Consider the following 13,032-nt stretch of genomic DNA (forward strand, 5'->3'; position numbering starts at 1 on the left):
TCGCGGCGTGGATTGGTCTTTTTTTCGGGCGTGCTTGTCCCGTCGGCCTGTGGGCTGGCCGTTTGTTTGTTATTCTCGTAAGATTTCATGATATTTGCACCCTGTTTACAGATGCGTTTACGTTGTTAAAATGTTTACGTGTTGGCCGCTTGGTATTGGTAGTACCTTGCGGCCTTTTTTGTTTAAAAGTGGTTTAGAGTGCTAAACTGTTAAGCTCTGTTTGCTTTTGGCTTAATGACTGGGCGGTTTTTTCTGCTAAGAAATTAAGTACCGTTGAAACTATCTTTTTATTTTCAAAAGAGAGTTGTATGTCTTTGTTATAACCCATTCCGCTACTGACTATAAGTGTAGCGGTATCGCTGTAATTTGTTTGCAAAGTAGTGAGTTGTTTTTGTCTAATGGATAACGTGTTAATTGTTCCCGTTATCTCGGCGGCTTTGGCTACTACTTTAGCCCTTCTTTCTGATTCAACGGCTAAAAGCAACTCTTTTTGTTCTGCGGTCGGCTCGCCTGCCAATAACAACGCGTCTTCTTTGATTTTATCGGCCTCCTCTAAAGCCATTTTTGCGGCTGCTTCGCGTGCTTCAACTTCCTCCAGTTTCTTTTGTAAATCAGCTTGCAACTTTCGGGCGGCTTCTTTTTGGTCGTAGGCGGCTTTGTTGGCTTCTATGGCCTGTTGTTTGGCGGCCTCGTAGGTCTTTTTTTCGGCTTCTAATTCAGCACGCAAGGCGGCTAAATCAGGGCTTGGGCTGCTTGCGGTGGTGTTGGCCTCTTCTGCGGCGATTCTGTCGGCTTCTGCTTCGGCGGCTTGTAAAAGCTCCTCGCTAAACCCTGCGCCCTGTGTGGCCTCTTCCTGTGCTACGGCTTGCGGCTCTTCCTGTGGTTGTACTTCGCTACCTGTTGAAACGCCAAATTTTGCTTTGGCTTCTTCGCGTAAGGCTGCGATTTCTTCGGGCGTTCTCTTGGGCTTTTCTGCTGTACTATTATTCTTTTTTGCCATGATTGTAAATGCGTTTAAATGGTTAAAAATGCGTGTTAAACAACTGTCCTTCAATCGTTTAACATTATAAAGATAGGCAAAATGTACGAACTATGCAAGTGATTTTCTCATTTTTTTTAAAATAAAATTCTGAAAATCAGCGCATTAAGCGCGAAATAAGCCTTTTTTTTCTCAAAAATCGCGCGTTTCGGCGATGCCGCGCCCTAAGAAGGAATGACAGTTGTCAGGGGCATTTTTTCGCGATATATGACGCTGTGGGTATGCTTGGAACGGTTGGGCGTGCGTGAGTAAATGCGGCCTTCTAATGGGCTGCTATGGGGCTTGTAGCGGCTAAAGCCGTCCCCTATATAGCGTGCTTTAGCACACCGATTCCCCTTCCGTATGCCCCCTATGGTATGGCCATAAAAAAAGACCACGCTTCTTGCGTGGCCTCTTCCTTATCGCTGTGGCATACTAAATGCTGTACATGGTATCTATGAATACGTCATTGTGATTGTTGCCGCTATCCATGCCATACTTGCCATAACATAGCGTGTCGTCTGCATCGGAGAAGTGTGTCGTCTCCTCCTGCTTGGCGTTGATGTCACGCTCTGCATTCTTATTCTTCTCAAAACCATTGCGCCCTTCTCGCACGGCTGCATTCTTTATCGAAATAATTAAATACTTGGCGGTCGTGGCATTGTAGCGGAAACGCGGTAGTCGGCCATTGGTCTCGCTGTGGGCGATGCCCCAAAACAGATACCTCGTATGATGGCTGGCGGCCTTGTTAATGTAGTGCGGATAAACCGTCCAACCACGCTTGCGTAGTACGGCCATAAACTCGTCGGCAAAGCTCACGGTACGAATAGCGTCGAGATAGATGGCCGTGTGGTCATAGTAGAAGTGTACGTCTTTGCATGGCTTGGTGGCATAGTGGTCACAGAACTTAGTGGCCAAGTCCTGTATGCGTTGTGGTGTCTTGACAAACATCGCATGGACGGCGCGGCTCTCCTTGTAGTGTGTCGTCTCATGCTCTTGGCGTACCACCAATGTATTGATGGTTGCGCCCCAATCGCAGGCAATGTCAAAAGGGCGGTTGCCGTCCACATCGCCATATTGTTGCCAATCAAGCGCGGCAATTTTAGAAAAGTCAAAATTCAACTTATCCAAATGCGTGTAGTTGAATGAGTTGTATGTGTGTATGTTGTCGTCAAACAGTGGGTAGAAACAACCTTCTACTTTCTCTGGACGAATGTTTAATACTTCTGCGTTGTAGAGCATGGGGGTAAGTTCTTGTTTTAAATCATTAAACCATTTATCGCCCAAATTATGGCGATTGTGTTCGGAAGAAGCGCGGATATAACAATACTCTTTGGGGTTCTGCTTGGCTAATTCTTCTTTGGCATATATCCACTTGCCTTTGTTTGTCCATGCAATTGTACCCGCAAACATGGTACTGTGATGGTAGCGGCTATCGGCGAAAGGTCGGTCTTTGCCGCCCCGATTGGTGGCTAAGACATCATGAAATAGCTGCTCATAATCCAGTAGCTGCATTTCATCGCCGATAATGGCATCGGTATTCAGACCGCGGCCAGAGCCGACGCGGTCTTGTGAAACGAAGTGAAACCCTGCCCCTGTGTACCATATCATAAAATGTTCGTAATTCAATGGTGGCTCGTAAGGCTCTGACCATTTCCATGAAGCAGGTGGGCGACGGCCAATAAAGTAATGTAGCCCGTGATGGTATCCTAATCGGGCAAGGCCTGAAATCGTAGAAGGCAAGGTTCGCGTGAGAATTTGCTGATACGTTTCCCCTACAATCACCATGGCCGAACGTGGCATCGCGTGCGTTAATTCCTTCATACGCCACGCTAAAATAGTGGATTTGCCCAACCCGCGACCTGCTTCTAAATAGACGTTAGGCTGCTGGGCATAGATAACAGCCAATTGAGGCAGGTTAAACTCTAAAATGCCGTCATTTTCCTTACTCATTTTTCACCTCCTCGTGCGAAATGTCCAATGTAACGGCATTGGGTGGTTTGACTTCTGAAAAATTAATCGCACCCCCTTGCATGAGTTTTTGTAAAAACTCATTGGCCGAGGGAGGTAGATTAATTTGGTAGCTATGCTGCACTAACTTCTCAAAGTCAGGCATATCCACGACTTCTTTGTTCAGCCCCGTGATAACGTAGAAGTTACGCAACGCTGCATTAAAGCCCTTGAGGTCTTTGGCTTCATGCGCCATGCGCAAGGCATCTAAAGACCATTCGATGGCCACACGCCTGTAATACTCCTTGTCATTGCGCGAAATGCTGGCAAAAACACGTTTGGTTTCGCTAATGGAGCGATAGGCGGTCGCCTGCGAAATCTCGAATTTCTTCTGAATGATTTTAACGATTTGGCTTTCGCGAATCATGGCACGAATTTGATTGTCAATAAAATCATATCGTATCAATAGCTCTTTGCGTTTTTCCGACAAATCGGTGTTATCCGTTCCCCGAAGAAAGGCAATAATGGCATCGACATCTTCGATTTTTTCGACTTTCTTGGCTACGTGGGCGGGTAGTTTTTGACCAAACTCTTCCATTTTATATATCCTCCATTTTGCGGTCTAAAATCAATTTCAATGCGGCGGTGAGCGCGGGAGATGAGCCATTTTCGGCCAAATCAAGCGTTGTTTTACGCAATTTGGCTTCGGACAATAGTCGGCCACGTTGTATGGCCAACCGCACCAAAGACTCGTCTTGCTCCATTTCCTGCTGGAGCGATTCGAGTCCAATGCCGACTAAGATGGCCAATTGCTTGAGAGAAAAATGCAGCATGGCAAATTCCTCCAGTTCTTTGAGCTGTTCTTCGTTTAGGTTTAGTGTATTCATTTATTAATCTCGTTATCAATCACATTTTTGTAAAAATCCGCCACCGCAGGGAGAGTGAAAATAGTCCCTGCCTCCAAACGCGGATTGTTGGTGAAGTTGGCAGAACTGACAACTGTCACCTGCCAATGGTCATTTTGTACGACCAGTATTTTTGCGTGGCAATGCGTGAGCTTGACACGCGAAACAATGCACTGAGCAAACTGCAAGGCTTCTGGCTTGCGTTTCTCGGTGCGATAATCAAAGACGCAATTAAACTCGGTAATTTGCCCCTCCTCGATGAGCTTGTGTATCATGCGCAAAGGCTCTTCCGTAATGGCCCATGTGGTGAGCGATACGCTTGCAGGTCCTGTGAACTGCAAGAGGTAGCGCAGCAGTTCATGACTGCTCCATTTTCCGTGGGTAGCAAAAGGAATTACTTCATTTTGCGCCAGTTGCCCGATTACTTGTTTGAGGTGTTGTAATGATGTGCCGAACTGGACAGTAGTCGTGGGCTTGGAGAGGTGAATCGCTTTGGCCACACTGCTACTGCTGCCCAGCTCCTCGATAGAGGAGCGTTGTAACGCTTGGCTGTTGAACAGTGATTTCATTTCTCCAGTATGTGTGTGATAAGTTCTTTTCGTTCTATCATGGCCGCCAAATTGTCTGCCGAACGTCTCCCTGCTTTGGCATGGGAGATGTTGGCAATGAGATTTTTGCGCATTTTCTCTAAAACGGCACGGTCAAGGCTCTCCAAGACCTTCCCCTCATCGGGCATGGGGTCGGGTAGTTTGCCATGCTGTTTGTAATAACTCAGTTGGTCAATGATTTCATTGATTTCTTTGTCAAGCGATAAGATGCGCAAGGCCATTGTGCCGCGCTCATCGTCGCGCTGACAACTGTCAAGTTTGGAATGCAGAAAGGCCATTTCTGCATACAAACTGCGCCATTTCTTTTCTAATGCGGCGATTTCTTCGGGGGCGTTTTCTATCCGCTCCACGCTGCGAATTTCGCGGCGTGGAATGGCGGTGGCCGCTTCTGCCAATGGTTGGAATGCTTCTACAATGCGCTCCAGCTCGGCACGCAATTTTTGCGCGTTATACGTGTTTTTGCCTTTGGCAAACATACGTTTTAACGTCGCATTTTGGCCGTACAGCTCGTAGAGGTGTAGGCCTACGCCATAATCCATTCCACTGGATAACCATTGTTTAATATCGTCCATGCAAGCAAAAATAGGCTTGTATGGATACGCACAAAGGACAAAATAATAGGGGCTGATGCCCCTGTTATGAGTTGTCCCAAGCGGCTAAAAGCCAAACGATTTCACCCGTATCGGGCATGGCATAGGTTTTGAATTTTCTGTCCACCAGTGCGCGGTTGATGCTGTCTTCAGGAATACAATAGCCATAATGCGCGACAATAATGTCGCGGATTTGTGCGGTTGTTTTAAACATTTCAGCGTTTTTTACGCTCTCGGCAGGCTCATACATTCGTGCGAAAGCATCGAATATGTGGCCAAAATCTTGTGCTGGCGTTTGCTCCATGACTTTATTGTGCTTGGGTGCATTCGCCAAAACAAATGAACACCATCATTTAGGGGCATAATGCCCCCGCACCCAAGCAAGTCTTAAGTCAAGCTGGGGGATGGTGTTTTAAAAATGTTTTGGCACAACAAACATAAAAAAAGCCTTCGCAAATGCAAAGGCTTTTTTCCAAATAACAAAAATATATGAGTAATTAATCTGTGACTACAATCGTCATTTCAAAAGTAGAAGATTCTACCACCGTGCCAGTGGCCGTGCCGTCGGCAGTGATTTGTCCTACCAAGGTAAAGCCGTAAATACCTGCAACGGTTGGTGTGCCTTCCACGACAATCTTACCATTTACCACACTGGCCGTCATTCCTGTTGGCAAGTCGCCAGCCGTAACTACCACTTTATGCAACGTTCGTCCGTCTTCAAAGACAAAGAAATTAGCATCAGCCGTATTGACTGGAATCGCATAGGTTTGATTACCGTACTCTACATATTCGGTGCTACCACCTGTAAAGTCAAGTCTGATTTTGAGCGGTGTTTTGAAGGCGATTAGTCCCGAATAAATTTTGGCAATGCGCCCAGCCGAATCAAAGGAGATTTTGGCGTGTTTCAAGTCCTTAACCTCGCCCCCTGTGGTAACTTCCCCTGTCTTGAGAGAGGCGGGCAAACCTTCGCTGCCAACGATACGCCACTCTGTTTTATCGCGCTCGCGAATAGCCAAGACCGTGCGGGTATTCTTGAAAAATTCAATGAAACCAAGCAGATACGCTTCGTTGCCAGGGTGAACAAATTCCAAATCATTTTCGGCACTGCGGCCATCGCGCTCACCAGCAAGTGTACTCTTGAGAATACCTTTGTTCGCGGTCGTTTCGATGATACACCAATATTTTCCTTCGTACAACTCAAAATTGCCAAAGTATTTCACCAGTTCCTCGAAGTTCGCGGCGGTGTCTATGCCCTTGGTGGTGGGCCACGTCTTAATCCATGAGTAAGGGATATAGGCTATATCGACCTGAATCCCTGCATCGTTGTTTGCGCCATCTCTGACGCGGAGATTTTGAATATTCATCAACATGGCTTATTCTTCTCCTTCCTGTACTGCTACCAGTACGCTTGAACCCATTTCTAACAGTGCCGCCACGACATCGGGGCGATTGAGTAGCTCTTCAGCAGAAATCACGCCAAAGGGTGGTACGTTGAATTTCGGTGCGGCCACACGATAACTTTTGTCTTTGTGCGTAACAACGAACTTGCCGAATTTACGGGCGGCCACCAAGCTGGCTTGTTGGGCGACATCTAATCGGGCGGTAATGTCGGCAATCACCAAATCTGATTCCTCTTGCTGGGCTAAGAGCTGTTTGTCTTTGTCCTCAAGGGCGGCTTGTTGGGTTGCAATTTCTTTGTCTTTGGCAGCAAGCATTTCAATGAGCTGCGCTTTTGTCAAATCTTCTAAGGCCATTTTATTAAAATAGAATTGGTTGAGAATCAATAAGAAATATCCTTGTGTAGGCAAGTAAGATTAGGCTTGTTCGTTTGCCCAAACCAACCCTTCTGTAATGCCAAAGCCAACACCACGTTTAAAATCAACCATGACTTCAAGCTCTCGGCGATTGGATTGGACGATGATGTTTTCTTCCTCGTTTACACCGTCCTCCAACATGAGCAAGTTTGTTTTTTGCGTGATAATGATGCGATTAGAACCGTTCATGTACATAGGTGAAACCATCGTACAATTGGTGAAATCCAGTGTTGAATTAGCGGCTGCGGTCAAGTCGTTTTGAAAATCAGCACCACGTTTGGCACGGAAATAATTACGGCGATGCGTCGGCGAAATCAACATGACTAATTCGCCATCGCGAAACTCACTATTTACCGAATCGAAGACCGATTCGACTTTAGACACGATGTTTGCAGCGGAAATTGTTCCTGTTGCGGTTGGCACTATTTTCCCTGCGGTAATAGCGTCGGCGGTTACTTTCAAAATACCATCAAAGGAAGTCATTGCCCCGCCTGCAACACCAGGAGTCGGCGCAACATAAGAGCCGTTCACGGTACACTTATTGATGTCTCGTTTGAGGCGTTCAGTAATTTTGTCGTAGATGTACTCGACAAAAGGATATGCTTCAGGTGATGAATTGTTTGTTTTCAGGTGGCCAATCCAAGTGGCCTCAAGGTCTTTGGGATTAAAGGTATAATCCACTTTTACGGGGCGATTTTTGATGATTTCGGGCTTGAAATTGACGCTTCCCTTCGGTGTCCAACCTTTTTGGTAAGGCTGCATCATCTCGGCGATTTCAATTTCCGTCATCACGTATTCGTCCTGAATGCCTGAGACAACAGTAAAATACTTACGCGCATCTTCTTGCGAGTAGAGCTTACTCATAATTTCAGCTTTTTTCTGGCGATAATACGCGCCCAAAGCCGCATTGAGTGCAGTTAAGTTTAATGACATGGGTTGTATAGAGTGGTTTTAAAAATGGATAAGTAATTGCAAAACAGCATTTTATTTTTTGCCAAGTGCTTTTTTGGCACGTTGGTTAAAATCAAATGAGCTGGCCTTAGTAAAATACTTACGCGCATCTTCTTGCGTGTAGAGCTTACTCGTAATGTCAGCTTTTTTCTGGCGATAATAGGCCCCCAAAGCCTCACTGAGTGTAGTTAAGTTTAATGACATAGGTATAGAGTGGCTTTAAAATGGATAAGTAATTACCAAACAGCATTTTAGCTTTTACCAAGTGCTTTGTTGGCGCGTTGGTTAAAATCAAATGAGCTGGCGTTATAAGCTGTTTGTTGCGGGTCTGCACCGTCTGTTTCTGTCTTCTTGCCTTGAATGGACGTGTGATTGTCCCCCGCACTTTGGTTGTCGGCCTTGAGCTTGGTAACCTCTTGCTCAAGGGCTGTAATTTTATCGGCGGAAGCGGAAGCATTAGCAGTCGCCGCATCGAGTTTGGTTTGCAAGTCTGCTACCTTGTCGGCGTTGGCTTGCGCTGCCTCAGCAGCTTCTCTGCTCAATAGCGTTACACCTGTTATTTTTGCTTCGGCCAAATCTGCATTGGCTTTGGCAATCATCTCTTGTGTGATTTGCGTTTCTGGCTTGGTGGAAAGAGCCAATACGTTTGGGAATTTGTTAAGGAAATTCATAAGAAAAAAAGAGTGTTATTTATGAATGAATACGGTGATGTAGCTTATTAACAGCCTCTTGCATGGAGCATATTCCATCGAGTAGGCCAATGTTTACGGCCTCTTGCGCCATGTACATGGCCCCATTAACGGGGGCTTCTGTTTTCAAATCAATGGCCAGATTGGGGCGGTTGGTTATGACGGCATTGCGGAAAACTTCGTTAATGGGGTCAAGCATATTCTTGCGAATCGGTCCATAATTCCCTGCTTTGGCCTCTATCACATCTTTGTTTTTTTCCGCGCTGGCCGTGGCTGTTACATAGTGTTCTTTCACGCCCATTTTTTCAAGCATACTGCTCATGTCATTGACTGCGATGGCTGTGCCAATACTTCCAACCATGGAGCTTTCCGAGTAAGCGTATATTTCATCACAGGCGGAAAGCAACCAATAACCTGCACTGGCGGCCAAGTCTTCTACCATGCCAAGGGTGGGTTTGCCATAGTCTTGGGAAATAGATTTGATAGCATTGGCAAATACTTCTGTGCCTGCTACGCTGCCTCCTCCCGTGTCAAATACAAACATAACAGCGGCAATATTGGGGTGTGCGGCTGCGGCAAGTGATTGGCTCATAAGTTCTTTAGTGCCTGCACTAAAACAGCTTGATTCCTTCATCAAAGGGCCTCGCACCTCCACCACTGCGATAGATTGGGCGGGAGCTTGCTCCAACGTATAGCCACTAAATCCTGTGGAGGGGTCGCCATTGATGGCATAAGTTGCCAATGTGGGAGTTTCCATGTTGCCCGCCATTGCCTGCGCCTGTGGGTCAAATAGCATTTTCATTGCTAAAGGCAATAAAGTAGCGGCTATGTTATCTTCCATTAAAAAATTACTGGAGAGGGCGCGAATAGCGGCAATGGCTTGGGCATTCATGGGAGAGTGGTTATTAGGTTAGGTTAATGTGCAGCGCAAACCTGCCTGAATTATTATCCTCAAAAAAGGACAAAACAAAAGCCTATTCAGGGGCTGAATAGGCTTTGAAATGAAAAGGCGGGCGCATCTCGTGTATTGCCATTACTGGCCTACACTACTCAGCTATTGCCATTATTGGCCCTACTGTCTCGCGCCTTGCCATGTCTTTAAAGTAGCTGAATCACAGGGATATAATTGTCTGTCATTTCTCCTGCTGCCAATACTTTATCCGTCAGACCACCAATGGCCTGTATTCTGTTGTATCCGATTTTTACTACTCTGCTGAATGCTCCGTAATATTTTTTGCCATCGACTGTAATTTGAATCGCGAAGGCAAAATATTGATTCTTGCGAATGTCTCTGCCCGATGAGTTTTTTACACCTTTGGGAATGAGCCTGTAATGTCCTTCATTGACTGACATGGTTCTAAACCATTGTTCGCGTTCAATTGGCACGGCCAACAGGCTGTTTTCTGCGGGCAAAGCAAACTCGGTAGCGCGGCCTATATTGGCCGAATCGTTGTGTTTGGGGTGCGTCCAACGCGCTGATATTTTGAATTTTACGGATAAATCTGACCCATTTCTTTTCTTGCTTTTTTGTCTGGGCTTGCCTCGTAAAATGTGTACAACAGGCTGGTATTCAAGGAACTTTTGATTAAACGCTGACCAACGCAAAAACACGTTGTTGTTGTCGCACAAGAGGGTGAGCTGTGGAATGCTAATCTCTGTGCTATTGACATTGGCGGCCACAAAATCCTTGAGCTGGGCAAGCGTTACTTTATAGGTTGGCTCGTTGCCCGATTCGTCGGATAGAGGTAACAAATCCGTGCCTTTGAGTTCGCGTGTCAGGGCGGGTAATTGATGTATTTTGCTGCCTTCGCTCATAGAAGTATTGGGTCTAAGTTGTTTTGAAATACTTGGCCGCCATCGTTTAGGAGTAAGTATTGTGGGGGCGCATAGAAGAAAGCAGGGTTTGCGCTTTGGTTTCGATAGCTAAAACTACGCCCAACCAAGCCCGTTACTTTTTCTTTTACGGCCAAATCTGCTTTGGAAAGCAAGAGCGGATTATCCATCGCCCCAATTATTTTACGCTGCCCGTGAGCGTTGGTAATAATGCCAATGCAAGGCACGGCGGCATATTGCCAAAGCCAATCAACTACTTCTGGGCGGTCTTTGGGTACAAAAAACGAAAGGTCTTTTTTCCAAAAATGGCCGTGTTTTGAATCATTGAATGTTTCGGTATATCCTGCCGATTCGCTCGAAAAATGAATCTCTCTAAATTGAGAGGCCTGTGAAATAGTGATAGAGGATTGAACCGTCCCATTGACGGCGGGAGCAATGAACAGCACTTCGCGATAATCAATAAGCATGAGCTTAATGATACTTCCGAAATTGTCTCCCTGAAAATCCGCAATACCTTTTTCCATGCAACGAAGGTACTCAGACCGCTGTACGTGGTAAAGGACAAAACGCGGGACAAATGAACTACTGGCGGAAAATAGATTTATAAAATCGGCTCAATGGCTTCTTTAAAACGTCTGTCATAGCGATAATAATATTTCTTGAGCGTGTCAAAGGGTACATCTTCTTCGGTGAATCCGTACAAATCCATGAAGGCAATGATTCTGTCTTTAATGGTTTCCCCTGAAGCTCTACCATTGACAAAAGCGCAAAGGGCTGCATACATCATTCGCTTGAGTTCATTGCCCACGAATTTTTCGTGTTTGGGTTTCATAAAAAAACGATGGTATTTGACCAAGTTCGCCGACAACGCAAAAACTACATACGCTTGGGCTTCGCATCGCTTTTTTTGCGTTTGAATGTTGGCATAAGATTGTAGCGAGCTGTACACCATTTTATGAAAGCCCACTGATTGAGAAAGCGCAATCGGTTGGGGGTGGGTGGCGGCAAAATACTTGGCCACCGCAGCGTTTACAGGGACGCGATAAGTATATTGGGACATAGGTTGTAGATTTGTTATCCGAAAGATAAAAGACGTGGGGGACAAAACGCAGGACAAATGAACTGCTGGCGGAAATTATACCGCAACAAAATCAAGTACGGCTTGCGGAATAGTGATTGTTTCTACGACAAGATGATTTGCACTGGTGGCTTGTGCATTGAGCTGTGCGTGTAATTGGAGTAGATAAGGGTAATTGACGGCGTACTCTTTGGACTTGATTAACAATAGCTTCTTGAGCGAATCTTGTATCGTATTGCGTTGCTGGTAATAGGTCAAGCATTGCTGCGGGGCGCAACTTTTATAGACAAACAACAGGCTGTATCCTTCGGATTTCAAATGCTTGATAGCCTGCTCGTAGAGTTTGCCAATGCCTAATGTTTCGTAAACAACAAAGGGCATTGTCTGGAGTTTTTCAAAGAAAACATTTTTGGCGTTTTCGTTCAATTGAAAGGGGTTGAGTTGTTGATTTTTTTGAAACGCCTCCAGTTTAATTTCGTCCAAGCACAGGTATTGATAGTGGGCAAATGCTTGGTGTTGTAGTAAGTGTTGGCACAGGGTACTTTTGCCACTGGCGATATTGCCATACACAATGATACAGGCTTTTTGCATAAAAAAGAACGGGGTTAGGTTGGAATGCGTTAGCTGCCTGAAGGGGCGCAGCCGCCTCCTCAAGAGGCCGAAGCGTAAGCGTAGCCGTAAGGGAGCGGCCACCCTTTTTCGGGTGGCAACGCCCAAAGATTTTTTTATTGAATTATACAGGAAATGCCCGCACATCGCACGGGCTTTTGGGGGTTTAATTATGTGTTTTGGAGGCTATCCTTTATACCAGATACATACGTCCATCCAAGTATTATAACCTTATCAGGAGTGGTGATTTTTATGTCAGTTAATGTGCGGCAGGCAGCAGGAATTAACTCAATAGAAACATCTTCAAAAAACCTACCATAAAAAAAATGACAGTATTGAATTAATTTTTCATCGGTAATTGTTCCGTGAACGGAAGGGATAACAAATGCTGTACGGTTATCAGCATAAGATACCACAATGAAATCTTTTTTAACAATTAAATTTTCCATATTTTTTCGGGGGAAATGCCCGCACAGATGCACGGGCTTTGAGGTTTAATTATAAATATATTCTCCTGAAATACCATTAGCGCAATACCCACAAACACAGTTGTACAATTTTTCTTTTCCCCTCATAATTGTAGCGGGGGAATGTTCAAATACTCTACTGCAATTATCGCAATTAAACTCGCCATAATCTGCGCAAAATCTCGCCTGCATAAACCATAGAACTACCCTTATTTTTGATTCAAAATCACGTTGCCTTTTGGCTTTTTGAAGTGTTTTTGTTTCAGCAACCCAAATTGCACTTTGTTTTTCAAAATCAGTGCGTTGTCCGAATTTTTCGGAGTGAATAGAGGAATGTTTCCTTATTCGCAAATACAACAACCTTTGACATTTTGCATACTCATTAGCTCTTAATTCTGCGTATTTTTCAAAGTATTCAAACTTTCTTGCACGCCGTGCCTTTCCTGCGTAAAAATCATACATCTTGTTTGCTTTATCATAAGCATTAGATATATTATCATAAGTTGGAAGTATCATAAAA

19 protein-coding genes are annotated in these 13,032 nt (G+C 45.2%); all 19 read right to left on the reverse strand.

Going from position 1 to position 13,032, the window contains the following annotated elements; all coding sequences use genetic code 11:
* Positions 1 to 193: 193 nt before the first annotated feature.
* The 19 genes from BM090_RS16860 to BM090_RS16945 all read right to left on the reverse strand — a co-directional run bounded on the left by BM090_RS16860 (position 194) and on the right by BM090_RS16945 (position 13,028).
* Positions 194 to 1,000 (reverse strand): hypothetical protein, encoded by an 807-nt coding sequence (locus BM090_RS16860; RefSeq protein WP_091516389.1) that lies wholly within the window; start codon positions 998 to 1,000, stop codon positions 194 to 196.
* Between the two features lie 453 nt (positions 1,001 to 1,453).
* A complete protein-coding gene (locus tag BM090_RS16865) occupies positions 1,454 to 2,971 on the reverse strand; it encodes a hypothetical protein (RefSeq protein ID WP_091516392.1) in 1,518 nt (505 codons plus the stop codon).
* Positions 2,964 to 3,566 (reverse strand): hypothetical protein, encoded by a 603-nt coding sequence (locus BM090_RS16870; protein WP_091516394.1) that lies wholly within the window; start codon positions 3,564 to 3,566, stop codon positions 2,964 to 2,966. The genes BM090_RS16865 and BM090_RS16870 overlap by 8 nt, the downstream gene beginning before the upstream one ends.
* 1 nt (position 3,567) lies before the next feature.
* A complete protein-coding gene (locus BM090_RS16875; RefSeq protein ID WP_091516397.1) occupies positions 3,568 to 3,855 on the reverse strand; it encodes a hypothetical protein in 288 nt (95 codons plus the stop codon).
* Positions 3,852 to 4,442 (reverse strand): hypothetical protein, encoded by a 591-nt coding sequence (locus tag BM090_RS16880; RefSeq protein ID WP_091516400.1) that lies wholly within the window; start codon positions 4,440 to 4,442, stop codon positions 3,852 to 3,854. Before BM090_RS16880 ends, BM090_RS16875 begins: the two co-directional genes overlap by 4 nt.
* On the reverse strand, positions 4,439 to 5,053 hold the full coding sequence (locus BM090_RS16885) for a hypothetical protein (RefSeq protein WP_091516403.1): 615 nt from the start codon (positions 5,051 to 5,053) through the stop codon (positions 4,439 to 4,441). Before BM090_RS16885 ends, BM090_RS16880 begins: the two co-directional genes overlap by 4 nt.
* Positions 5,054 to 5,117: 64 nt before the next feature.
* Positions 5,118 to 5,375 carry a hypothetical protein gene (locus tag BM090_RS16890; RefSeq protein ID WP_091516406.1) on the reverse strand — a complete coding sequence of 86 codons (258 nt, stop codon included), beginning with the start codon at positions 5,373 to 5,375 and terminating at the stop codon, positions 5,118 to 5,120.
* A gap of 193 nt (positions 5,376 to 5,568) precedes the next feature.
* Positions 5,569 to 6,435: a hypothetical protein gene (locus BM090_RS16895; protein WP_143084021.1), complete on the reverse strand. Its 867-nt coding sequence runs from the start codon at positions 6,433 to 6,435 to the stop codon at positions 5,569 to 5,571.
* A gap of 9 nt (positions 6,436 to 6,444) precedes the next feature.
* Positions 6,445 to 6,825 carry a hypothetical protein gene (locus BM090_RS16900; RefSeq protein ID WP_091516414.1) on the reverse strand — a complete coding sequence of 127 codons (381 nt, stop codon included), beginning with the start codon at positions 6,823 to 6,825 and terminating at the stop codon, positions 6,445 to 6,447.
* 60 nt (positions 6,826 to 6,885) lie between these two features.
* Positions 6,886 to 7,818 (reverse strand): hypothetical protein, encoded by a 933-nt coding sequence (locus BM090_RS16905; RefSeq protein WP_091516417.1) that lies wholly within the window; start codon positions 7,816 to 7,818, stop codon positions 6,886 to 6,888.
* Positions 7,819 to 7,869: 51 nt separating this feature from the next.
* Positions 7,870 to 8,040: a hypothetical protein gene (locus BM090_RS18525; RefSeq protein WP_177199995.1), complete on the reverse strand. Its 171-nt coding sequence runs from the start codon at positions 8,038 to 8,040 to the stop codon at positions 7,870 to 7,872.
* A 47-nt stretch (positions 8,041 to 8,087) separates the two neighbouring features.
* A complete protein-coding gene (locus tag BM090_RS16910) occupies positions 8,088 to 8,507 on the reverse strand; it encodes a hypothetical protein (RefSeq protein ID WP_091516419.1) in 420 nt (139 codons plus the stop codon).
* 19 nt (positions 8,508 to 8,526) lie between these two features.
* The gene (locus tag BM090_RS16915; RefSeq protein WP_091516421.1) at positions 8,527 to 9,417 is read right to left on the reverse strand and encodes a S49 family peptidase; all 891 of its coding nucleotides are present in this window, start codon (positions 9,415 to 9,417) and stop codon (positions 8,527 to 8,529) included.
* A 206-nt stretch (positions 9,418 to 9,623) separates the two neighbouring features.
* Positions 9,624 to 10,340 carry a hypothetical protein gene (locus tag BM090_RS16920; protein WP_091516424.1) on the reverse strand — a complete coding sequence of 239 codons (717 nt, stop codon included), beginning with the start codon at positions 10,338 to 10,340 and terminating at the stop codon, positions 9,624 to 9,626.
* Complete coding sequence (locus tag BM090_RS16925) at positions 10,337 to 10,882, reverse strand: hypothetical protein (protein ID WP_091516426.1); 546 nt, start codon at positions 10,880 to 10,882, stop codon at positions 10,337 to 10,339. The genes BM090_RS16920 and BM090_RS16925 overlap by 4 nt, the downstream gene beginning before the upstream one ends.
* 77 nt (positions 10,883 to 10,959) lie before the next feature.
* Complete coding sequence (locus BM090_RS16930) at positions 10,960 to 11,418, reverse strand: hypothetical protein (RefSeq protein ID WP_091516429.1); 459 nt, start codon at positions 11,416 to 11,418, stop codon at positions 10,960 to 10,962.
* Between the two features lie 75 nt (positions 11,419 to 11,493).
* Complete coding sequence (locus BM090_RS16935; RefSeq protein ID WP_091516432.1) at positions 11,494 to 12,027, reverse strand: nucleoside/nucleotide kinase family protein; 534 nt, start codon at positions 12,025 to 12,027, stop codon at positions 11,494 to 11,496.
* Positions 12,028 to 12,215: 188 nt separating this feature from the next.
* Entirely contained in the window at positions 12,216 to 12,494 is a 279-nt protein-coding gene (locus tag BM090_RS16940; RefSeq protein ID WP_091516436.1) for a hypothetical protein, read from the reverse strand.
* A gap of 45 nt (positions 12,495 to 12,539) precedes the next feature.
* Entirely contained in the window at positions 12,540 to 13,028 is a 489-nt protein-coding gene (locus BM090_RS16945; RefSeq protein ID WP_091516439.1) for a hypothetical protein, read from the reverse strand.
* Positions 13,029 to 13,032 lie beyond the last annotated feature (4 nt).

This window comes from Flexibacter flexilis DSM 6793 (genome assembly GCF_900112255.1).
In the GTDB taxonomy this organism is placed as follows: Bacteria; Bacteroidota; Bacteroidia; order Cytophagales; family Flexibacteraceae; genus Flexibacter; species Flexibacter flexilis.